Source organism: Flagellimonas sp. CMM7, assembly GCF_021390195.1.
Taxonomy (GTDB): Bacteria; Bacteroidota; Bacteroidia; order Flavobacteriales; family Flavobacteriaceae; genus Flagellimonas.
Genome location: NZ_CP090003.1, coordinates 2,126,506 through 2,148,545, shown reverse-complemented (window position 1 = coordinate 2,148,545; position 22,040 = coordinate 2,126,506). Strand labels below are relative to the sequence as shown.

18 protein-coding genes are annotated in these 22,040 nt (G+C 37.6%); 15 read left to right on the top strand and 3 right to left on the bottom strand.

Going from position 1 to position 22,040, the window contains the following annotated elements; genetic code table 11:
• Nucleotides 1-128 precede the first annotated feature (128 nt).
• From LV704_RS09775 to LV704_RS09760, 4 genes are all read left to right on the top strand, one after another.
• Nucleotides 129-3,806 carry a T9SS type A sorting domain-containing protein gene (locus tag LV704_RS09775; protein WP_163420561.1) on the top strand — a complete coding sequence of 1,226 codons (3,678 nt, stop codon included), beginning with the start codon at nucleotides 129-131 and terminating at the stop codon, nucleotides 3,804-3,806.
• Between the two features lie 99 nt (nucleotides 3,807-3,905).
• Nucleotides 3,906-4,319 carry a hypothetical protein gene (locus LV704_RS09770; protein ID WP_163420562.1) on the top strand — a complete coding sequence of 138 codons (414 nt, stop codon included), beginning with the start codon at nucleotides 3,906-3,908 and terminating at the stop codon, nucleotides 4,317-4,319.
• Nucleotides 4,320-4,366: 47 nt separating this feature from the next.
• Complete coding sequence (locus LV704_RS09765) at nucleotides 4,367-5,311, top strand: carbohydrate kinase (RefSeq protein ID WP_163420563.1); 945 nt, start codon at nucleotides 4,367-4,369, stop codon at nucleotides 5,309-5,311.
• On the top strand, nucleotides 5,312-7,240 hold the full coding sequence (locus LV704_RS09760) for an amylosucrase (protein ID WP_163420564.1): 1,929 nt from the start codon (nucleotides 5,312-5,314) through the stop codon (nucleotides 7,238-7,240).
• On the opposite strand, the gene LV704_RS09755 is transcribed toward LV704_RS09760, so the two are convergent.
• From LV704_RS09755 to LV704_RS09745, 3 genes are read right to left on the bottom strand one after another with little or no spacing between them, the layout of a single operon-like run.
• Nucleotides 7,237-8,373: an ATP-binding protein gene (locus LV704_RS09755; RefSeq protein ID WP_163420565.1), complete on the bottom strand. Its 1,137-nt coding sequence runs from the start codon at nucleotides 8,371-8,373 to the stop codon at nucleotides 7,237-7,239. The genes LV704_RS09760 and LV704_RS09755 overlap by 4 nt on opposite strands.
• Nucleotides 8,370-9,131: an SDR family NAD(P)-dependent oxidoreductase gene (locus LV704_RS09750; RefSeq protein WP_163420566.1), complete on the bottom strand. Its 762-nt coding sequence runs from the start codon at nucleotides 9,129-9,131 to the stop codon at nucleotides 8,370-8,372. The genes LV704_RS09755 and LV704_RS09750 overlap by 4 nt, the downstream gene beginning before the upstream one ends.
• Nucleotides 9,132-9,149: 18 nt before the next feature.
• On the bottom strand, nucleotides 9,150-10,022 hold the full coding sequence (locus LV704_RS09745; protein ID WP_163420567.1) for an aldo/keto reductase family oxidoreductase: 873 nt from the start codon (nucleotides 10,020-10,022) through the stop codon (nucleotides 9,150-9,152).
• A 158-nt stretch (nucleotides 10,023-10,180) separates the two neighbouring features.
• Between LV704_RS09745 and LV704_RS09740 the strand changes: the two genes are divergently transcribed.
• The 11 genes from LV704_RS09740 to LV704_RS09690 all read left to right on the top strand — a co-directional run bounded on the left by LV704_RS09740 (nucleotide 10,181) and on the right by LV704_RS09690 (nucleotide 21,935).
• Complete coding sequence (locus tag LV704_RS09740) at nucleotides 10,181-11,182, top strand: MoxR family ATPase (RefSeq protein WP_163420568.1); 1,002 nt, start codon at nucleotides 10,181-10,183, stop codon at nucleotides 11,180-11,182.
• A 92-nt stretch (nucleotides 11,183-11,274) separates the two neighbouring features.
• Nucleotides 11,275-12,141: a DUF58 domain-containing protein gene (locus LV704_RS09735; RefSeq protein WP_163420569.1), complete on the top strand. Its 867-nt coding sequence runs from the start codon at nucleotides 11,275-11,277 to the stop codon at nucleotides 12,139-12,141.
• Nucleotides 12,141-13,799, top strand: a complete 1,659-nt coding sequence (locus tag LV704_RS09730; protein WP_233782189.1) for a BatD family protein — start codon at nucleotides 12,141-12,143, stop codon at nucleotides 13,797-13,799. The genes LV704_RS09735 and LV704_RS09730 overlap by 1 nt, the downstream gene beginning before the upstream one ends.
• Nucleotides 13,800-14,798: a VWA domain-containing protein gene (locus LV704_RS09725; protein WP_163420570.1), complete on the top strand. Its 999-nt coding sequence runs from the start codon at nucleotides 13,800-13,802 to the stop codon at nucleotides 14,796-14,798.
• Between the two features lie 9 nt (nucleotides 14,799-14,807).
• Nucleotides 14,808-15,854, top strand: coding sequence for a VWA domain-containing protein (locus LV704_RS09720; protein ID WP_163420571.1), 1,047 nt, complete (start codon nucleotides 14,808-14,810; stop codon nucleotides 15,852-15,854).
• On the top strand, nucleotides 15,847-16,731 hold the full coding sequence (locus LV704_RS09715) for a tetratricopeptide repeat protein (protein ID WP_163420572.1): 885 nt from the start codon (nucleotides 15,847-15,849) through the stop codon (nucleotides 16,729-16,731). The genes LV704_RS09720 and LV704_RS09715 overlap by 8 nt, the downstream gene beginning before the upstream one ends.
• Nucleotides 16,732-16,778: 47 nt before the next feature.
• Entirely contained in the window at nucleotides 16,779-18,515 is a 1,737-nt protein-coding gene (locus tag LV704_RS09710) for a BatD family protein (protein ID WP_233782188.1), read from the top strand.
• Nucleotides 18,512-19,276, top strand: a complete 765-nt coding sequence (locus tag LV704_RS09705) for an SH3 domain-containing protein (RefSeq protein ID WP_163420574.1) — start codon at nucleotides 18,512-18,514, stop codon at nucleotides 19,274-19,276. Before LV704_RS09710 ends, LV704_RS09705 begins: the two co-directional genes overlap by 4 nt.
• Nucleotides 19,277-19,332: 56 nt before the next feature.
• Nucleotides 19,333-19,641 carry a hypothetical protein gene (locus tag LV704_RS09700; RefSeq protein WP_163420575.1) on the top strand — a complete coding sequence of 103 codons (309 nt, stop codon included), beginning with the start codon at nucleotides 19,333-19,335 and terminating at the stop codon, nucleotides 19,639-19,641.
• A gap of 76 nt (nucleotides 19,642-19,717) precedes the next feature.
• Nucleotides 19,718-21,325, top strand: coding sequence for a SulP family inorganic anion transporter (locus tag LV704_RS09695; protein ID WP_163420576.1), 1,608 nt, complete (start codon nucleotides 19,718-19,720; stop codon nucleotides 21,323-21,325).
• Nucleotides 21,309-21,935: a carbonic anhydrase family protein gene (locus tag LV704_RS09690; RefSeq protein ID WP_163420577.1), complete on the top strand. Its 627-nt coding sequence runs from the start codon at nucleotides 21,309-21,311 to the stop codon at nucleotides 21,933-21,935. The genes LV704_RS09695 and LV704_RS09690 overlap by 17 nt, the downstream gene beginning before the upstream one ends.
• The last annotated feature ends 105 nt before the right edge of the window (nucleotides 21,936-22,040 follow it).

Below are 22,040 nucleotides of genomic sequence, written 5' to 3'. Positions count from 1 at the left end.
ATACTATGATTTTTAACATGGTATTAGCATATAGTTAACAGCGTATTTCATCGAAACTTGTAAGAATATTTCAGCATTACTTTTATTTTTTATTATATTGAAAGGCTAACTCATTTAATCTCAACTATATGAAAAAACTACTACTCACTACACCACTACTTTCATTTTTCGCGGCTTTTTTTCTCCTTCTTTCTGGAGTACAGGCCCAAAATTTGAAAAAAACACATGATCATGCCCCTCAAAAAGGACATGACCTTTACAAAAAGTCCAAGCTCTATGATAGTAAAAAAGGACCTGTTGGTGCCAAACCAAAAGCAGTTGGCGATCGCGCTATGGATAGGTTGGCTTATGAATATAGACAAGTACAAGATCCATTTACCAAAAAAATTCCAGAAAATATTCTTGAGCGAACTGCCGAATTCTCTGGTAAAATTGACTCTACCGACATTCAACAACAAATGTCAAAAACCTATGGTGGCGAAGCTTCAAAAAAGCGATTTTTCTATTTTAGAGGGAGAGGCCCCGCTAATGTAGGTGGAAGAACGAGAGCCTTGGCCATTGATAGAAGGAACGAGAATACCATTTTAGCCGGTGGAGTTTCAGGAGGGCTTTGGCGTTCTACAAACGCTGGAGAAACTTGGAGAAGGGTTACCAGAAAATGGCAGAACCCAAGTATTACGGGCATTGTACAAGACCCAAGAAAGAACCGTCAAAATATTTGGTATTATGCATCGGGCGAGCGTTACGGGAACTCAGCTGGGGCACCAGGAGCGTTTTATCAAGGATCCGGAATTTATAAATCTTACAATAATGGGAGAAGTTGGTTTAGAATGCGAAACACTTCTGACAACGATGTAACCTCAATTACCTCTTTTGATTTAATCAACAGCATTGCCGTGCATCCTGCAAATGGCAATGTTTATGCTGCTACTTTTGATGGCCTGTTCCGTTCTAAAAATGGTGCGCGATCTTTTGAAGAAGTTCTACCAAGTGGATTTGATAGTCAAACTGAAGTCATTATCACCCCTAACGGAACTATTTATGGCACTGTCGATATATTTGGAGCTGAAAATGCTGGATTCTATACCTCACAAGATGGGGACACTTGGACCAACATAACACCGGAAGGTTTATTTCCATCTTTTGGAAGAACAGTTATGGCCTATGATCCATCAGATGAAAATCGCGTCTTTTTCTTTTCTTATGATTTAAGCAATGCTGGCGAGGCATTTCTTTGGAGGTACCAGGCAGATGCAGTAACCCCGGAAGAGCAATGGGTCGATTTAACCGCAAACCTTCCTACTAACATTGGAGGATTGGCAGGTGATTTAGATCTTCAAGGTGCTTATAACATGATTATTAAGGTACACCCTACAAACCCAGATTTAGTATTCTTAGGAGGCACCAACCTCTACCGATCCGAAACGGGCTTTACAACTCCTACAGGTTTTGAAGGATGGATAGGAGGTTATACCATTTTCAGCGATAGTTTTGGACTTTATCCTAATCACCATCCCGATCAGCATAATTTGGTTTTCTTGCCTTCCAATCCAAACAAAGCCATATCGGCCAATGATGGTGGAGTGCAGGTCACTGAGGATATTACGATAAACACCGAACCCGTTAGTTGGACATCTTTAAACAACAGTTACATTACAACCCAACCATATGCCATTGCCATAGACCCAGAAGGCAATAGCCAAGATATTGTTGCAGGTTTCCAGGACAATGGAAGTTGGTTTACCAATTCATTAAATAAAAATGAGCCATGGGAAGAAGATTTTGGTGGTGATGGTTCATTTAATGCCATAGCAGATGGCGGTCTTACCCGCTATGTTTCTGCGCAATTTGGTGTAGTATTCCGTTTTAACTTTGATGAAACTGGAGAGTTTGTCTCCTTCACCCGTGTACAACCATCTGGTGCAAGTGGATTTGACTTTGTAGCTCCCTTTGTATTAGATCCAATCAATGACAATATTATGTATATGCCTGCGGGCGATCGCATGTGGAGAAACAACAATTTAGATGAAATCCCTTTGTTTTCAAATGCTCCAACCTCTGTAAATTGGGCTGAGCAGACACAAACCGCAACCCCAGATGGTTCTATTATTTCGGGATTGGATATTTCAAAATTCCCTGTCGCCAATAGACTGTATTATGGTACTTCTAGTGGCTTGATTTTTAAAATGGAAAATGCAAATATTGATGACCAATCGCCAGTGGACATTTCTTCTGGAAAAGGACTCCCTGAGGGAAACATTAATCAAATTTATGTTGACCCCACTAACTCAGATCGTGTTATAGCTGTTTTCTCCAATTATAATATCCAAAGTATTTTCATGAGTAAAAATGCAGGGGAGACTTGGGAAAGTATTAGCGGTAATTTAGAGGAAAATAAGGATGGAACTGGAAACGGCCCTTCGGTTAGGTGGTTTGCCATAAGTGGAAACAATAACATTTATTTTGCTGGCACAAGTACTGGACTGTATGCTTCTTTCTATTTAAATGGAGACCGCACACGCTGGTTTAGGGAGCCTGCCATTGTAGGCAATGTTGTTGTACCTCAAGTTAGAACAAGAGAAGATGGTTTTGTTGCTGTAGCCGCACATGGGAATGGGGTTTACAATGCGCAATTCTACGCATCTCGTTCCCCCGAAGCAAAGCTTAGTAATGCGTATCTGTTACCTGATTTGGTTTTACCCTTAAACAGTGCAGATAGAGAAGTCAATGTAAAAGACTTATTTGTCAATTCTAGGGGAAGGCCAATTTCCGTTGAACTCACCAACTCAAATCCAGATTTGGTAACAGCTGTGTTAGATGGAGATATGATTTCTCTTTCATTTGCTCCAGATTCTGACGGCTCAGCAGCTATTGGACTTATAGCAACTTCAGGTAGGGAACAGGTTGCGGAAGGATTTACGGTTACACTTACAGAGTTCCCTATTTATGAGCAAAACGATGTATCAACCAGCAGTACCCCTTCACAACTGATACCAGATTTTGGTGGAGCACTATTACAGTCTGCAGATGATTTCATAATCCCTGAAGGAAGTCAGTGGACCATTAATAGCGTGGTAGCCTTTGGAGGTGCAAATAACAGCCCCTTGTTGACAAGTGCTAATGTTGTAATCTATGAGAATAACGGAGGTTTCCCAGGAGCAATAATCTATGATAGTGGAGCTATAGCGCCTACTTCCGCTCCCACAAATGTTAATCTAAGTTTGGATCTTCCAGAACAAGTAGTTTTGGAATCTGGAACGTACTGGCTTTCTGTATATGCCAATCTTGACTTTCTTCCAGATGAGACCCAGTGGTTCTGGTTAACACAAGCTGGATTAATTGGAAACAGTAATCTATTTAGGGATACCGCCGACTTGTTTGGAACCGGTGCCATAGATTGGGTTCCCACAAATCTTGTTTTTGGAGGTGATCCTGAAGATCAAATTTTTCAAATTTTTGGAACTGTGGATAGTGGGTCTACAGGAGATACCGCCGTCGAAATTGCTCCTTCTGGAGTTGCAGGTCAAGATAATTCTCAAAGTCTAGCTACTTTAGAGACAGAAGTGATTACCGCGGTTTGGCCTAATCCCTCTACAGACGAATTCTATTTTGCTCTAAAAAACACTGAAGATGAAAAGGTAAGTGCCCAAATCTTCAACATGGTAGGTCAAAAAGTTTTTGAAATGGAAGGAACAAGCAGTTCCAAGCCTATTATATGGAATGCGTCCAACAGCCCGGCTGGCATTTATTTTGTAAAAATCACAGGATTAAACACTAACGAAAATTTCAAAATAATTAAAAAATAAGCCTTAAGTAACTTCGTTAAAAAGGCGTGAACTAATCACGCCTTTTTTTTAACATCTACTAAATGATTTATTGCGTATATACTTAAAAGTTAAACCCTTATGAAACCTTTTATTTTGTTGGCACTTTTCTTATTGAGTAATTCATGTGATCAGAAAGAGGATATAACCCTTTTAGAAAACAATCAAAATGAAGAAACTATTTTAGAACAACAGTTATTGGGGCCTAACGAAATAATGCTCCAAATCAAAATTCTTGGAACTACAGAAACGAATAAAGAAATCTGTGGTTCACAAAAGGAACATATTTTTGCTGTAGAGGTGGTTGACATTCTAGAATCTGGAAGTAGTATCACCAATAAACCTTCTAAAGAACAAAAACTTGATGTTGTTTTTCTTTTTGATCCCGGACAATTAGGAAACGGTATCACCTTAGAAGCAAAGGCTAAAGAAAGCCTATGCTCAGATGCCACAATCACTTATTTTACCGTTATAGGACATAAAATTTTGGAATAGCATTTTTTTTCTCCTTACATTGGAATACCAAATTTTCAATACTTGGAATGAAAAAAGTATTCTGCATTGGAGAACTCTTGATAGATTTTGTTGCTGAAAAGCAGGGAAATGACCTTTCCAAAGCCACTGAATTTACCAAAAAAGCTGGTGGCGCACCGGCAAATGTTGCCTGTGCAATAGCCAAACTTGGCGGAAAAGGAGTCTTTATTGGCTGTGTAGGAGATGATCCATTTGGAAGCTTCTTACTTAATGTGGTAAAAAAAGAAGGTGTCGATATTTCATTGGCACAACAATCCAAAACTTTTACTACACTTGCTTTTGTTTCTTTGGCGGAAGACGGGGAGCGTGATTTTGTATTTAGTAGAGGAGCCGATAAAGAATTAACTTATGACCCCTCCTTAAGAAAGGATTTTCAAGGAAATCTTTTACACTTAGGAGCTGCCACCGCCCTCTTAGGTGGTTCTTTGGAAAAAACATATGGCAAATATTTGTTTGATGCGTTTACCAAAGAAATGTTCATAAGCTTCGATCCAAATTTTAGAGGTGATCTGTGGAAGGAAAATGAACAGCAATTTATTAAAAAATGTATGCCTTTTATTGAAAAATCACACTTGTGTAAGTTCAGTTTAGAGGAAGCACAACTTTTATCCGGAAAGAAAGATATTCATGAAGCTTGCGATTTTTTTCATGAAGCAGGCACTAAGATCATAACCATTACCCTTGGTAAAGAAGGTACTTTGCTAAGTTCAAATAATACCAAAAAAATAGTTCCCAGTATTAAAGTAAAACCAGTGGATACAACGGGAGCGGGAGACGCCTTTATAGGTTGCCTATTGTATCAAATTGCAGATCTAGGGAACTTTAATCGTGTTTTTGAAGATTATGAACTGTTGTTAAAAATGGTGCAAAAAGCCAATAAAGCTGGCGCCATTACCACCACCAACTATGGAGCCATAGTTGCTCTTCCAACAAAATCGCAGCTTGAAAATTAAATGAACCAAGCTACCTTACATAAACTGATTTCATCAAAATTTGAGGAAAAGAACCCAAAAGCTCTTTTTGAGCTTAGACTTGCCACGAACTTAAATCTTATTCAACAACTATTTTTTTCTGTATATCCAGAGGAGAAATACAGTGGTGATTTTTCAAGATTATTAGATCTTCTACCCAAGCTATTTGCTTTGCGTCCATCAGAATTAATGAATCAAGATTTGCAAAGGCTAGAGATGGGCAATTGGTACCAATCAGAGAAAATGGTAGGTATGCAATTATATGTGGAGCATTTCAACAAAGATTTAAACGGGCTTAAAGCAAAACTCCCTTATCTAAAAGAATTAGGGGTCAATTTCTTGCACCTTATGCCCATTACTACTCGTCCCAAAGGAGAAAACGATGGCGGTTATGCCGTGAACAATTATCTTCAAGTGGACAAAAAATATGGTACTAAAGAAGACCTTCTGGAATTAACGAAAGAGCTCCGAAAGCAAGATATGTTCTTGATGTTGGATTTTGTGGTCAATCACACCTCCAATGAGTTTTCTTGGGCAAAGAAAGCTACAAAAGGTGACAAAAAATACCAGGGGTACTACTATACTTTCGAAAATGACACAATTCCAAAGGAGTTTGAAAAATCCATGCCAGAAGTTTTTCCAGAAACTTCGCCCGGGAACTTCACTTACATTTCTGAAATGGATCATTGGGTAATGACGGTTTTCAACAGCTATCAATGGGATTTGAACTATACCAATCCAGAGGTTTTCATGGAAATGTTGACCAACTTGGTGAAATTGTCCAATATGGGTGTGGATTTGGTACGTTTTGATGCTTTGGCCTTTCTTTGGAAAAAGATGGGCACCATATCTCAAAACCTCCCAGAAGCCCATAACATCATTGCTTTGTTTAGAATGTGTTTACAAGTAGTGGCTCCAGGAACCATATTCTTGGCCGAGGCTATTGTTGCTCCAACCCAGATTATTAAATATTTTGGTGAAAATCAAAAGAAAGGGAACGAATGCGAAGTTGCATACAATGCTTCTTTAATGGCGTTGTTATGGAATTCCGCGGCCACAAAAAAAACAATCTTACTTTATAAAAGTCTTACCAATGTGCCTGCAAAACCCAAGGACTGTACTTGGATCAACTACATTAGGTGCCATGATGATATTGGATTGGGGTACGAAAACCAGTTTATTGAGGAAATTGGTTGGAACCCACAACAACATCGAAAATTTTTGCTGGATTACTATTGCCAACGTTTGGATTGGTCAGATGCCGTTGGTTTAATGTTCATGTACAATCCTAAGACCGGAGATGGTAGAATTACTGGTAGTGCAGCCTCATTGTTAGGTTTAGAAAAAGGGTTGAATGAAAAGGATAATGCTTTAATCAAGGACGCTATTGCAAAAATTATAATGTTCCATGGCGTAATTCTCGCTTATGGTGGCATTCCTATGATTTATGCAGGGGATGAAATCGGTGCTCTAAACGATTATTCCTTTTTAAAGGAAACCTCAAAAAAAGAAGATAGCCGCTGGGTAAATAGACCAAAACAAGATTGGGAAACTATTTCAAAAGTAAATACCAAAAAACTTCCTCAGTCCAAAATATTCAAAACACTGCAAAAATTGATTGCCATTAGGAAGGAAACCCCTGTTTTTGCGGATAGTAATAATTTAACCTTACATAATACAGGCAATGACCATATTTTAGTTTTTGAAAGAACGGGGAATTCCAACGAAGGACTATTGGTTATTTGCAATTTTGATGAAAAACCGCAAGTTGTAGAAGCAAGTTGGATTCTTAAGCTTGGTTATTTTACCAAAGGGGAGCCAAAAGACTTGGTGTCAGACAAAAAAATAGCTATCAAAAGCGGACTATTAGAGGTATTCCCTTATCAAATTCTATGGTTGAAAAAAACCTAGTTGTACCTTACTTTTCTTAAGATTCGTAATGATTCTTTAAGTGATGTATAGACCCTTTCATTAGCAATTTTCAATAATGCACGTGCTTGTTCCATTTGTTCTTTTGCTTCCTCAAATCCATTTAGATAACAGATAAGAGTGGTGGCAGGCAAATGTGTTAGGTCAATTTCCTCAGCTTTATTTAATTTGATTTTCTTTTCAAGCTTTTGCAATAGGGTGTTGTTGGTATTAAAAACATGGTGCAAAGTCTTTTTATCATATTGAGGGGGTTCAAAAATCAATTCACTATTGATGGTGTATTTGCCATTGTCAGAAAAAGTAATGAGCATCTGCTCCAAAGGATAATATTTTTGTTGTGACCCCAATCCCAATTGCACATATTCCAAAGTACTAAATGAATCATCATCATAAGTAATGGTAATTTCATCCAGTGCAGAATAAAACAATTTCACCTGTTCATTAATTAATTCAATATCCACTCTGGAATAGTAGGTCTTATTATTGACTTTTTTCTTGTTTCCCGCCCAGCAAACCACAAATTGTTCTTTAAACACTTTATAATCGCTGGTGAGGTCTGCATGTCTACTATTGATGAAATTAATGACCCCATCCAGAGTCAATTCAATATTGTTCCTAGCATGTTGTTCTATGGTAGCAACTGCCTCTGAATTAATATCCTTGAGCTCAATGTCAAAGGCCTTGGGCAAACTAATGCTTCCTTCCCTGAAGAACACCGCTCCTCCATAATATTTCCATATGTTCTTTCGAAGTGCACAGATTTTTCCATTCGATTTTATAGTGACCAAGCCTACTACTTTGCCCTCGGGCAAATGCGGAAAAGGTATGTTTTCATAGGAAATAATGGGTGGGTTATCCAAATACGCGTTTACCAAATTTTGAATCTTGCTATCATCAAAAAAATCAACACCAACTATTTTATTATCCTCATCTTCAACGCCTATTACAATAAAAGAGTTGTTTATTGGATTGCTGTTTGCCAGCGCGCAAACGTGTTTTAAAAACTTTGCTTTTCCTTCTTTTTCACCTATGGATATAAATCTCTTTTTGTCATAAAAACTATTCTCATCATTATGCGCTAAAAGATTCTTAACCAGCAGGCGTTTATTGATCATAACTCCTTCTTCACAATGGTACTACTGGCCTGCGCAGTAGGCATAACCACTAAATCTGCAATGTTGACATGGTAAGGGCGGGTAATGGTAAAATGTATAATATCCGCAATATCTCCTGGCTTTAGAGGTTGAAATCCTTGATATACTTTTTCAGCTCTATCCGAGTCTCCCTTAAAACGCACATTACTAAATTCTGTCTCAACCAACCCTGGATTTATGGCTCCTACTCTAATACCATAGGCATTTAAATCCAATCGCATTCCTTGATTGATAGCATCTACGGCATGCTTGCTTGCGCAATACACGTTCCCTTTGGGGTATACTTCTTTGCCCGCAGTAGATCCTATATTTACAATATGACCAGATTTACGCTTTACCATTTGCGGCACTATTGCTTTTGAAACATATAACAAGCCTTTTACATTAATGTCCAACATGGCATCCCAATCGTCCAAACTTCCTTCATCAATGGTATCTAGACCATGTGCATTCCCTGCATTATTGATTAAGACATCTATTTGGGAAAATGAAGCTGGCAAAGTCTCAATAGCTTTAAACACAGCCTCTTTATCCCTTATGTCAAAGTTAAGGGTATGAACATCTGTATTTCTTCCTAAATATTCTTGAAGGGTATCCAACCTTTCTTGTCTACGTCCGCAAAGAATTAAATTAAACCCATGCTTAGCTAATAACTCTGCAGTTGCTTTGCCTATACCGCTAGTTGCTCCAGTAACTAAAACTGTTTGTGTCTTTTCCATATTCTTACTATTCCTTTTTTAAGGTACGGGATGCCCCTGACTTGAAGCCAAAAGCGTGAACCAATCTTGTAACTCCAAATTTATTTCCATTGCTTTTGCCGATAAGATAATCCTATCTTTATTACTTGTTCCTATAACAGGATGAACCTTTGCCGGATGTTTTAAAATCCAAGCCAAAAGTAACTGACTCTCCTCTACCTTATATTTCTCTGCAAGAATCGCAATTGTTTTCTTTATTCTTTTTGTTTGCTCATTGTCCTCTCTATAAACACTTCCCAACGGACTCCAAGCCATAGCCATTCTTCTGTTTGCTATGCAATCATCAAATGTGCCATCATATATTGGGGCATCATGCGACAAGGAAAATTCAACTTGGTTGCCCAAAACAGGGATTGCCTTTTCAAGCATGGATATTTGTGATGGTGTAAAATTAGATACCCCAAACTGTTTTATTTTACCGCTTTCCAACAGGTGATTAATCGCTTCCGCAATTTCAAAAGGTTCCATTAGAGGACTCGGTCTGTGCAACAATAACAAATCCAAATACTCAGTATTCAACTTTTTAAGGGATTCTTCTGCAGACCAAATAATATATTCTTTGTTGTATTCATAATGGCCCAACCGATTGTCTCTCCCGGAAGTCATTTGAATTCCACATTTGGAAATCAATTGAATGCTTGATCTCTCTATTCCGCTTTCAGCATACGCTTTGCCAAAATCAGATTCAGTGCCATAATCTCCATAAATATCAGCATGATCAAAAGTTGTAAGACCATTTTCTATGCAATGGAGCATTAAATCAATCATCTCGTTTTTGGGGAGTTTTTTACCCCAACTTCCCCAGGTCATAGCCCCTGCTATAATTCTGGAATAATAATCTGTATATTGCATATAGAGTGAAAGTATAAAATTAAACCCTTAAATACTTCACAAAACTGGGGGTTCCGCGTTTTTTTTAACCATTAATTAACAGACGGATTTTAAATTAATTTTCATTTTGCACTTCGTAGAAAAAACACTAACATTAACACATTACGATAAAAGTTTATATGGAAGAAAACACTACTATTGATATTAGTGCTGTGAATGAAAAAATTGCCAAGGAAAGTGCTTTTATTGACTTGCTTACGCTTGAGATGAACAAAGCGATTGTTGGTCAAAGGCATATGGTGGAAAGACTGTTAATCGGTCTTTTGGGTCAAGGCCATATTCTTTTGGAAGGTGTTCCGGGACTAGCAAAAACATTAGCTATTAATACTTTGGCAAAAGCCGTAAAAGGGGATTTTAGCAGAATCCAGTTTACACCAGATCTTTTGCCCGCAGATGTTGTAGGAACCTTAATCTACAATATGAAGGAAAATGATTTTTCAATTAAAAAGGGACCTATTTTTGCAAATTTTGTTTTGGCAGATGAGATTAACAGAGCTCCAGCAAAAGTACAATCTGCATTGCTTGAGGCCATGCAGGAGAGACAAGTAACCATAGGAGATGAGACTTTTAAATTGGAGGCTCCGTTTTTGGTAATGGCTACCCAAAACCCTGTTGAACAAGAAGGAACCTATCCTTTGCCGGAAGCACAGGTGGATCGTTTTATGTTGAAAACAGTTATAGACTATCCAAAACTTAATGAAGAACAACTCATCATGCGTCAAAATCTAAGTGACGCCAATGAGCCTATAAAACCAGTTGTCACCTTAAAGCAGATTTTAAGTGCCCAAAAAGCTGTTCGTGAGGTTTATATGGATGAAAAAATAGAAAAATATATATTGGATTTGGTATTCGCTACCAGATATCCCGAAAAGTACAACCTTGAAAATCTAAAACCCCTAATCAGTTTTGGTGCCTCCCCAAGGGGAAGTATCAATTTGGCGAACGCTTCCAAGTGCTATGCATTTATTAAAAGAAGAGGATACGTTGTTCCAGAAGATGTAAGAGCCGTCGTTCATGATGTGCTTAGGCATCGTATTGGAATAACCTATGAAGCTGAAGCTGAGAATATTACTTCCGAGGAAATCATAAACAAGATTGTCAACGAGGTAGAAGTACCCTAGAAAAGTCAGCAGTTGGCAGTTGCGATCGGTGGTATCCTCAAAAATAACCTACCATCACTAAATACTGACAGCTAAACACTGTTTGCTTACAGATGGATACAAAAGAATTACTTAAGAAAGTACGTAAAATTGAGATAAAGACAAGACGTCTTTCCGACCATATTTTTGGTGGGGAATACCATTCCACCTTTAAAGGAAGAGGTATGACTTTTAGCGAAGTTCGTCAATATCAATTTGGGGATGATGTTAGAAGTATTGACTGGAATGTTACCGCACGCTACAATGAGCCTTACGTAAAAGTTTTTGAGGAAGAGAGAGAGTTGACCATGATGTTGATGGTTGATGTTAGTGGTTCCGAGCTTTTTGGAACTACCAATCAATTTAAAAAAGAGGTGATTACGGAAATCTCCGCCACCCTAGCTTTTTCTGCCCTACAGAACAATGATAAAGTAGGGTTGATTTTATTTTCTGACGAAGTGGAATTATACATCCCTCCAAAAAAGGGAAAAGGTCATGTTTTGCGCATTATACGAGAGTTGTTGGAATTTAAGCCTAAAAGCAGTCAGACCAATATTGCGGAAGCGCTAAAGTTTCTCACCAATGTGATGAAGAAAAAAGCAATTGTTTTTGTATTGTCAGATTTTATCTCCGACGAATATGATAATACCTTGCGTATTGTTGGCAATAAGCATGATGTAACAGGTATTAGGATTTTTGATGAGCGTGAAGAATCCATTCCAAATTTAGGAATGGTACAAATGCAAGATGCGGAAACAGGAACACTGCAATTGGTAAACACAAGATCTAAAAAAGTGCGTGCAGCATATGGTCAATTCCATAAAGACAAGGTGAATTACTTTTCTGATTCTTTTACCAAATCTGGTTGTGGTGTAATACATTGCCGAGTAGATCAGAGCTACGTAAAAAAGTTGTTGGGCTATTTTAAACGTAGAGGATAATGAAACGAGAAAATAGCAGGTTAAACATACAGGTTTGGGGCCATTTGGGAATTAGAAATCTTTTCTTTCTAATAGTCTTAATATGTTCGCAACTCTCGTTTGCCCAATCAAGAGTATCCTCTGAAATAGATACTACCTCCATCAAAATAGGAGAACAGATTAAATACAAAATTACTGTTGAAACCGATTCTACAGATATTGTTCATTTTCCTGAGGGACAGACATTTTCTCCTTTGGAAAGTGTTGAAGCAATAATGATGGACACGGTTAAAAATAAGAATAAAGTTACCCTTCAACGCATCTATGCACTCACCCAATTTGATAGTGGCGCATACACTATTCCGCCGCAAAGAGTGGCAATAAATGAACAACCTTTTTTCACCGATTCTTTTCAAATAAAAGTAGCTGATGTTGTCGTAGACACCACCAAACAAAAAATGTTTGATATAAAGCCTTTAATAGAGGTGGAAAAAAGCAATGCCAAAATTTGGAGAATGTTGCTTTGGATTGTTCTAGGATTATTGGTGGCAGGAGGTTTGGTCTATTGGTTCTTTCTTAGAAAAAAACCGCTCACGGAAGAAGAAAAGGTGGCATTGCTTCCTCCATATGACCGAGCACTATTGGAACTTAAGAAATTAGAAAACTCCAAATATCTAATTCAAGATGAATACAAAAAATACTATTCTGAGTTAACGGACATCGTACGCTCATATTTGGAAGAAGACGTTAACGTTTCTGCTTTGGAAAGCACAACAGGTCAATTAATTGCCAAGCTTGAAATGCTTAAAGACGCTGGAGAGTTAAAATTGGAAGACGAAACCTTAACTCAGTTTCAGAATATATTGCAAACTGCGGATTTAGTAAAATTTGCCAAATCTAAACCTTCCACCTCGATAGCGGAACGAGACAGAAAATTGGTAGAGCAAATAGTGGTCAAGACCCATGATGCCTTGCCAGAGCCCACTGAAGAAGAATTACGTCAAACCGAGGAATATCTAGAAGAGCTGGCCAAGAAAAAACAGCGTAAGAAAATCTATTGGGCAGCAGCTATTTTTGCAGGAGTCCTATTGTTGGGAAGTGCGTTTTCCATTGCTTACTATGGCTTCAAGGAAGTCAAGGACACTGTTTTTGGTTATCCAACAAAAGAATTATTAGAGGGCGAATGGGTGTCAAGTTCTTATGGGTATCCTCCTATTGAAATTGAAACACCTGATGTGCTCATTAGACAAGAGGTAGAATTGCCTCCAGAAGCTCAGGAGTTGATTCAAGAATTACAAACTTTCGCTTATGGAAGCTATGTGGGAATCTTCTCTGTAGCAACCAGTTCCGTTACCTATAAGGAACAAACAGAACCTGACTTTGAGGCAGCAATAGGGTCCACTTTAGGCACATTTGAAACTTTGGGCGTAAAAAATATTATTACCAAACAGGAAGAGTTTACCACAAAATCTGGTGTACAAGGCCTAAAGACATTTGGTACTGGAAATTTTGAAAACCCTCTCAACAATAAATCAAAAAAAGCAAAGTATACCATTCTTTCCTTTGGAGGAAAAGGGTTCATGCAACAAGTGATTATTACCTGGGAAAATGGCGATGATTACGCAGAACAGATAGTGAGTAGAATATTGAGCAACCTAGACGTAAAAACACAGACCTAAATGTTTGAAAATATAGAATTTGCAAATCCTCAGTTTTTTTGGTTGCTCCTTCTGCTTCCTCTGGCTTTGCTATGGTATTTTTTCAAACGAAAAGATGAGCTTGCATCTCTTAAGATTTCTAGTATAAAAGGATTTTCGGTTAGCAGTTTGGCTTCCAAATTAAAACCTGTTCTTTTTATCATAAGACTATTGGCTCTTGCCGCTATTATTACCGCTTTGGCAAGACCTCAAACGGAAGACATTTCCACCAGAACCAAAACCACAAAGGGTATAGATATTGTTATGGCAATAGATGTATCTTCAAGTATGTTGGCCCGTGACCTAAAACCAGATAGGCTTTCTGCACTTAAAGAAGTTGCTGGAGATTTTATTCAACAGCGACCTAACGATCGTATCGGACTAGTAGGTTATGCTGGAGAAAGTTATACCAAAACCCCAATAACGAGTGACAAGTCTATTGTCTTGAGAGCCCTTAAAGAGATTACCTATGGCGAGCTTGAAGATGGTACAGCAATTGGTATGGGGTTAGCAACATCTGTAAATAGATTAAAAGAAAGCAAAGCTATCAGCAAGGTCATTATTCTGTTGACCGATGGTGTAAACAACTCAGGTTTTATTGAACCTAATACTGCTGCCGATTTAGCCGTGGAATTTGGTATAAAAACATACACAATAGGTTTGGGAACCAATGGCAATGCACTGTCACCGGTTGCCTATAACCGAGATGGTACTTTCAGGTTTGGAATGCGTCAAGTAGAAATCGATGAAAAGTTACTACAAGAAATTGCCAAGGCCACGGGTGGAAAGTATTTCAGGGCTACCGATAATGAAAAGTTGGAGGAAATCTATGACGAAATCAATAAACTGGAAAAAACTGAAATTGAAGAGTTTAAGTACTATAAATATGAAGAAAAGTTTAGGCCATTGATATTTTTGGCAGGGGCTTTGCTGTTGTTGGAGTGGGGACTTCGCAACTCCATTTTTAAAAGTTTTATTTAAAAAGGAAGAATGATTCAACTTGACGAAAAAATGTATTTCTATCTGCTTGCCATTATCCCGGTAATGGTTTTGGCATTTTTCTTTCTTCAGGTTTGGAAAAAAAGAACCCAGCGTCATTTTGCAGATTATAAATTATTGAGAAGGTTAGCCCCAAATAGATCCAGCTTCAAATCTGCCTTAAAACTGATACTTCTTTTATTGGGATTGACTTTCCTAATAATTGGACTTGTCAACCCTAAGATTGGGACCAAACTTGAAACGGTCCAGCGTGAAGGCGTGGACATTGTTTTTGCCTTGGATGTTTCCAAAAGTATGTTGGCCGAAGATATTGCGCCAAACCGCTTGGAGAAGTCAAAAAGGTTGATTTCGGAAATAATAAATCAACTGGCCAGTGACCGGATTGGTATTATTGCCTATGCCGGGCAGGCCTACCCTCAATTACCTATTACCACAGATTACGGTGCGGCCAAAATGTTCTTGCAAAGTATGAATACCAATATGCTTTCATCCCAAGGAACTGCTATCAACGCCGCCATAGATTTGGCTAGTACCTATTATGATGATACCGAGCAGACCAATAGAGTACTTTTCATTGTTTCGGATGGAGAAGATCATTCTGAACGAACCACAATTGATGCCGTTGAAAACGCTTCAAACAATGGTATTCGCATTTTTACCATTGGTGTTGGAAAACCAAAAGGTTCACCAATTCCAATTAAAAGGAACGGTGTCGTTGAAAGCTTAAAAAAAGACAACAAAGGTGAAGTGGTAATCACTAAACTAAATGAATCTGTCCTGTCAGAAATAGCAAGTGAAGGCAATGGGGAGTATATTGATGGATCTAATACAGAAAATGCCGTTGAATATATTAAGGAACAATTGAACCAGATGGATAAGAAAGAATTTGAAGCCAAGCAATTTGCTGAGTACAAAGACCAGTTTCAATGGTTCTTGGGCTTGGGGTTTTTATTTTTATTTTTGGATATCTTCCTTCTGGACAGAAAAACAAAATGGTTGAAAAAACTTAATCTTTTTAATGAACATGAAAATGCATAAGATAGGGTTGATGTTTGCCCTGCTACTTTTTGTTGGATTCACCACACAAGCGCAGGATGAAACGGAAGTGGCAAAAGAGGCCGAAAAGGCTCTTAAAACATCTACGAACCTTACGTGGGAGGCAAATAAACAATTAACCGAAAACGATTTTACCACAGCGGAATCTGATTATAGAAGAGCTATTTCCAAAAGTGGTGAAAACGCCGTGGCCCCATTTAATCTTGGCACGGCTTATTATAATAGGGAAAGCTACGGAGAAGCTTTTGGTCGATTTAAACAAGCCGGTGAAACCGCTTCTGAAAAGCCAGATAAACACAAGTCTTTTCATAACATGGGCAATGTTTTCATGAAAAATAAAGAATACCAAAAAGCGGTTGAGGCCTATAAAGAAGCATTAAGAAATAATCCTTCGGACGAAGAGACCCGTTACAATTTGGCATTGGCTAAAGAAATGCTAAAAAAGCAACAGGACGAACAGAAAAACGACCAAAACGACGATAACAAGGATAAGCAAGACCAAGAGGACGAAAAGGATAAGAATAAGGACCAGAACGACGAAGGAGATAACAAAAAAGATAATGAAGGAGAGCAGAATGAAGATGAAAACAAGGATAAAGGCGATGAGGGTGATAATGGAGAAGACAAGCCCGAAGAGAACAAAGAAGGGGACGGAGATAAAAAGAAAGAACAGGAAAAAAAGCCTAATGAAGGGGATCAGCCCGAAGAACAAAAACAGCAACCAAGACCAAATCAACTTTCTAAACAGCAGATTCAAAATTTGTTAGAGGCAATGCAAAACGAAGAAAAGAAAGTTCAAGAAAAAATGGAAGCCAAAAAGGTTAAGGGCAAAAAAATTAAAAACGAGAAGGATTGGTAATGTACAAGTTGTGCTACAAAATTTTATTTATTTTAAGCATAACCCTAATGATGGGTACTTACTCTTATGCCCAAGAGAATGAGGTCTCTTTTGAGATAAAGCTCAGCAAAGAAAAGTTGGGCATCAATGAACGTCTTAGGGTGGAGTTTACCATGAACAAGGATGGGGATAACTTTAGTCCACCTCCTTTTGAAGGGTTTAAAGTAGTTATGGGACCCTCACAATCCATTAGTTCTTCATGGATCAATGGAAAGCGAAGTTTTTCAAAATCCTATTCTTATATTTTGGTTCCTACGGCAAGGGGTAGGTTTACCATAAAACAGGCTACAATAGAAATAAGCGGAGAAACTTATAAGACCTTACCCAAAACAGTTGAGGTGACTGCCGCTGTGGATAAGCCAAGTGACGAAAAAACAGTGGACGATGTCGCAGATGAGAGTCTTCATTTGGTTGCAGAAGTTTCCAAAGGAAACCCATATCTAAATGAGGCAGTTACAGTAGTGTACAAACTCTATGTAAGTCCATCCATAAGTGTTACAAATTATCGCCCTTTGGATAATCCCAAATACAACAATTTTTGGAGCCAAGACATTCCTGTAACCAAACATACCGCACAAAATGGGACTTATCAGGGCAAGCCATATCGTTTTGTTATTTTAAAAAGAGTGGTATTATATCCTCAAAAATTTGGGAGTTTGGAAATTGAACCTCTTTCTCTTGAAATTTTTGTAGATGTTCCAACAAATAGAAGAGATTTTTTTGGAGGACGTATTTACACCCAAACCAGTAAAACAGTTTCTGCTGGTAGACGCACCTTAAACGTAAAACCCTTGCCCGAAGCGGGGAAGCCAGTAAATTTTGGTGGTGCGGTTGGTGATTTCAAATTTTCGGTAACAGCCAGTAAAAAACAATTGAATGCTTCCGAATCACTTCAAGCAAAAGTAGAGGTATCTGGAAAAGGGAATTTGAAACTTTTCCAGCTTCCTGAACCAGAGTTACCCAGTGCCCTGGAAGTCTATGAGCCTGAGTTTGATGAAAATGTGCGTACAAATAGCTCCGGAATGGAGGGTAAGGTTGCTGACAACTATACCATAGTTCCTTCGTTCAGGGGGAAGTACCCTATCCCCAGTATTTCATTTAGTTATTTCAATCCAAAAACATCAAAGTATGTTACTTTAAATTCAGAAGAAATAAATATTGAGGTTATGGAAGGGCCCGTAGGTTCGTCCTCGGACAACAGTGTTACTTCATCTACCAATAAACAATTTGTAGTTGCCACCGGAAAACAATTTCATTTTATAAAATTGAGTCCAAATTTGACTAAAATAGGAACAAACTATTTCTTTGGTTCAAACAGTTTTTACCTCATGCTTTTTGCTCCATTATTGTTAATCCCTATTGCCGTATTTTCTTTTAAGAAAAGAGAGGCTATTGCTAGTGATGTGGCGGGAAATAAAATAAAGCGCGCTAATAGGTTGGCAAAAAAATATCTTTCTACTGCCAAAAAAGAACTTGGAAACAAAGAAGCATTTTATGTAGCTCTGGAGAAAGGCCTGCATAATTATTTAAAAGCTAAATTGAAGATTGAGACTTCAGAATTCAGTAAAGAAAAAATCACGTCCATCCTTATTGAAAAGAAAGTAACCACTGAGAATATTGATGGATTTATTGCACTTCTCAAAAATTGTGAAATGGCTCGTTATAGTCCTTTTTCAGATGTACAAATGCAAAACGACTATGACAAAGCAAGTGAAGTAATCTCTAAATTGGATAAGCAATTATGAGTATAAAAAAGCTAGCATTTTTAATCTGTTTGTTTTCGTCCTATTTTGGGTTATCCCAAAGTGATTCCCTTTTTTCGGCTGCTACTGAAAACTATAATAAAGGGGAGTACACAAAAGCCATTGATAAGTATGAACAGATTCTTAAAAATGGAGAACACTCTTCGGAGCTTTACTTCAATTTAGGAAATTGCCATTACAAACTTAATGCAATTGGTCCAAGTATCTATTATTATGAGAAGGCACTTCTTTTAAAACCAAATGATAGTGAAACACTAAATAATTTAGGGTATGCCCAAAATATGAGGTTAGACGCTGTCGAAAAAATGCCAAAGACAGAAATTGCGCAGTTATATAGTGATTTTGTAAACATTTTATCTTTTGATCAATGGGCCTATTTGGCGGTGTCACTATTTATTTTATTTGTTTTGGCCTACCTATCTTATTTCTTCTTACGTTTTGCAACACAAAAACGAATTGCTTTTATTGCCAGTGTATTGTCAATAATTCTTGGGGTACTCAGTATTTTAATTGCCTATTTACAATACCAAGACTTTAAAACAGACAATCCAGCGATTATCTTTAGCAAAGAAATCAAGATCACTTCAGAACCAAATAACAACAGTGAAGCTGTCTTTACTCTCCATGAAGGAACCAAGGTCAATGTCCTTGAAAAACTTAATGATTGGAAAAAAATTAGACTCGCAGATGGCCAAACTGGATGGCTACTTGACGAAAATCTAAGATTGTTAAAAGATTTTTAGATTATATTTAACAAAAACTAATAGCTTTACTATTATTTTTGTTTCAAAACAGCACTGTGCTAAAAACGATAGCCCTTCCTCTTATTGCTATTATGCTAATATTTTCAATATTGGCACCCTCCCTTACGCCTTTGTTGGGTGACGACTATGACATTGCTGTTCTTATAGATGTTAATGAAGAGGAAAAAAACAAAGAAAAAGAGTCTGAAAAAAAGTTTGATGAAAAAAATTTGTTTCTAAACAGTTTTGCTTCTTCAGATAGCATGTTTTTTCAGAACCCTATTCAAAGTAGTAACAGATATCTCTTTTCAAATTCAGATTTTAAAGCAGAAATACTTCTTCCTCCTCCTAGAAAATTGGTTTAATACGTCCATTTTTTTAATCAATTACTAACTGTCTTCAACAGAATTCACATTTTGAAGACTAAACTATTTTACTATCATGTTCAAGTATTTAAAAAATGACTTGCCAGCAAGTGCTGTGGTATTCTTTGTTGCATTACCACTTTGCTTAGGTATAGCCCTTGCCAGTGGAGCCCCCTTATTTTCTGGCTTAATTGCTGGTATCGTCGGTGGAATTATCGTTGGAGCTCTTAGTGGTTCTCAAATTGGCGTAAGTGGTCCCGCAGCTGGTTTGGCAGCAATTGTATTGACTGCAATAACTGCCCTAGGTGGTTTTGAAAATTTCCTTGTAGCCGTTGTGCTTGGGGGTCTTATCCAAATAATCTTTAGTATTTTAAAGGCGGGGGTAATCGCGTATTACTTCCCATCATCCGTTATCAAAGGTATGCTTACAGGAATTGGAATTATTATTATTCTAAAACAAATTCCACACTTTTTTGGTTATGATGCAGACCCAGAAGGGGATTTTTCTTTTTTTCAGGTAGATGGAGAAAATACCTTTAGCGAAATCATAAATGCCGTTAATTTTATTAGTCCCGGAGCAACCATTGTTGCCATTGTTGCATTGCTTATTCTCATTTTGTGGGATAAGGTTCTAAGTAAAAAATCAAAAGTATTTCAATTGGTACAAGGTCCTTTGGTAGCTGTTGTTATCGGAATCCTATATTTTATTTTTACAAAGGACAATGAGTCCCTGGCTATTTCAAGTGATCATTTAGTAAGTGTTCCTATTCCAGATAGCATTGAATCTTTTGGAAATCTTTTAAGGTTTCCAAACTTTGCTGTTATTGGAAGCCCAGAAATATGGATTACTGCTTTTACAATTGCCTTAGTGGCAAGTTTGGAAACTTTATTGTGTGTTGAGGCAACTGACAAACTAGATCCCTATAAAAGAACTACCCCAACTAACAAAGAATTATTGGCCCAAGGAATTGGAAACAGTATTTCTGGTATGATAGGAGGTTTGCCTATTACTCAAGTAATTGTTCGTAGTTCGGCAAACATACAATCTGGCGGTAGAACCAAAGCATCAGCTATTATTCATGGTTTCTTCCTTTTGATTTCGGTAATGCTTATTCCAAAGTTACTAAATATGATTCCTTTATCCGTACTAGCCGCTATTCTCTTTATAGTTGGATATAAATTGGCAAAACCGGGATTGTTCAAAAAAATGTATGATTTAGGTTGGAAACAATTCGTCCCCTTCGTTGTTACCGTAGTAGGTATTGTATTTACTGATTTATTGATAGGAATTGGTCTTGGATTAGGTGTAGGTATTATTGTCATCTTGATTAAAAGTTACCAAAATTCTCACTTCTTGCACATTGAAGACAAGAGTAATGGTGCCCATAAGATAAAAATGACACTTGCTGAAGAAGTGACTTTCTTTAATAAAGGAGCCATTCTTAAAGAACTAGATAGTCTTCCTGAAAATTCATATCTTGAATTGGATGTGAGAAAGACTCGCTATCTAGACAATGACATTATCGAAATTCTGGAAGATTTTTCAGAAAAGGCCAGAAACAAGAACATAGGAATAAAACTAATTTCTGAAAGAGGAGAAGTTGAAAATCCTGAAAGCTATATCCAGTTTTTTCAACTTGACATTAATCGACATAAAAATCTACAACATGATCACACAGACTAAAGAAACACAGGCCGCATTAAATCCCAACACAGCGTTGGAACTTCTTAAGGAAGGCAACAAACGTTTTGTAGAACAAAATCAGGCAGATAGAGATTTATTGGCTCAAGTAGCAGAAACCACAACAGGTCAATATCCTTTTGCAACTATTCTTAGTTGTATAGATTCTCGCGTTTCAGCAGAACTAATTTTTGACCAAGGGGTTGGAGACATTTTTAGTGCAAGAGTTGCGGGTAATATTGTCAACGCCGATATTTTGGGCAGTATGGAGTTTGCCTGTAAGCTAGCGGGCACAAAAATAATTGTGGTTTTAGGTCATACAAGTTGCGGAGCTGTAAAGGGTGCATGCGATGATGCCAAAATGGGAAACCTTACAGAACTCCTTAGCAAAATAAGGCCGGCAGTTAAGGCTGTTTCCGAGCCATCTGATGCAGATGAGAGAACCTCCAAAAATCTTGATTTTGTAAATTCAGTAGCAGAAAAAAATGTAAAAATGACTATTGATAACATAAGGAAACAAAGTCCGGTCTTAAAAGAAATGGAAGATAACGGAGAAATACTTATTGTTGGCGGCATGTATGATATTTCCAACGGAAAGGTTCATTACATATAGATCTTACTCCTAAAATTTAATACTAAAAAGGTCAGTGTTTAACATTTCATTGGCCTTTTTTACTATGCCAAAAGTAGTATCTTGACAGCAATACTATTATAACCA

Excerpts from the sequence above, each read along its gene's own strand:
- LV704_RS09755 (WP_163420565.1), bottom strand. The coding sequence starts at position 8,373 with ATGATCAATAAACGCCTGCTGGTTAAGAATCTTTTAGCGCATAATGAT.
- LV704_RS09765 (WP_163420563.1), top strand. The coding sequence starts at position 4,367 with ATGAAAAAAGTATTCTGCATTGGAGAACTCTTGATAGATTTTGTTGCT.
- LV704_RS09770 (WP_163420562.1), top strand. The coding sequence starts at position 3,906 with ATGAAACCTTTTATTTTGTTGGCACTTTTCTTATTGAGTAATTCATGT.
- LV704_RS09725 (WP_163420570.1), top strand. The coding sequence starts at position 13,800 with ATGTTTGAAAATATAGAATTTGCAAATCCTCAGTTTTTTTGGTTGCTC.
- LV704_RS09695 (WP_163420576.1), top strand. The coding sequence starts at position 19,718 with ATGTTCAAGTATTTAAAAAATGACTTGCCAGCAAGTGCTGTGGTATTC.
- LV704_RS09705 (WP_163420574.1), top strand. The coding sequence starts at position 18,512 with ATGAGTATAAAAAAGCTAGCATTTTTAATCTGTTTGTTTTCGTCCTAT.
- LV704_RS09715 (WP_163420572.1), top strand. The coding sequence starts at position 15,847 with ATGCATAAGATAGGGTTGATGTTTGCCCTGCTACTTTTTGTTGGATTC.
- LV704_RS09735 (WP_163420569.1), top strand. The coding sequence starts at position 11,275 with ATGGATACAAAAGAATTACTTAAGAAAGTACGTAAAATTGAGATAAAG.
- LV704_RS09710 (WP_233782188.1), top strand. The coding sequence starts at position 16,779 with ATGATGGGTACTTACTCTTATGCCCAAGAGAATGAGGTCTCTTTTGAG.
- LV704_RS09740 (WP_163420568.1), top strand. The coding sequence starts at position 10,181 with ATGGAAGAAAACACTACTATTGATATTAGTGCTGTGAATGAAAAAATT.
- LV704_RS09720 (WP_163420571.1), top strand. The coding sequence starts at position 14,808 with ATGATTCAACTTGACGAAAAAATGTATTTCTATCTGCTTGCCATTATC.
- LV704_RS09775 (WP_163420561.1), top strand. The coding sequence starts at position 129 with ATGAAAAAACTACTACTCACTACACCACTACTTTCATTTTTCGCGGCT.
- LV704_RS09745 (WP_163420567.1), bottom strand. The coding sequence starts at position 10,022 with ATGCAATATACAGATTATTATTCCAGAATTATAGCAGGGGCTATGACC.
- LV704_RS09690 (WP_163420577.1), top strand. The coding sequence starts at position 21,309 with ATGATCACACAGACTAAAGAAACACAGGCCGCATTAAATCCCAACACA.
- LV704_RS09750 (WP_163420566.1), bottom strand. The coding sequence starts at position 9,131 with ATGGAAAAGACACAAACAGTTTTAGTTACTGGAGCAACTAGCGGTATA.
- LV704_RS09730 (WP_233782189.1), top strand. The coding sequence starts at position 12,141 with ATGAAACGAGAAAATAGCAGGTTAAACATACAGGTTTGGGGCCATTTG.
- LV704_RS09760 (WP_163420564.1), top strand. The coding sequence starts at position 5,312 with ATGAACCAAGCTACCTTACATAAACTGATTTCATCAAAATTTGAGGAA.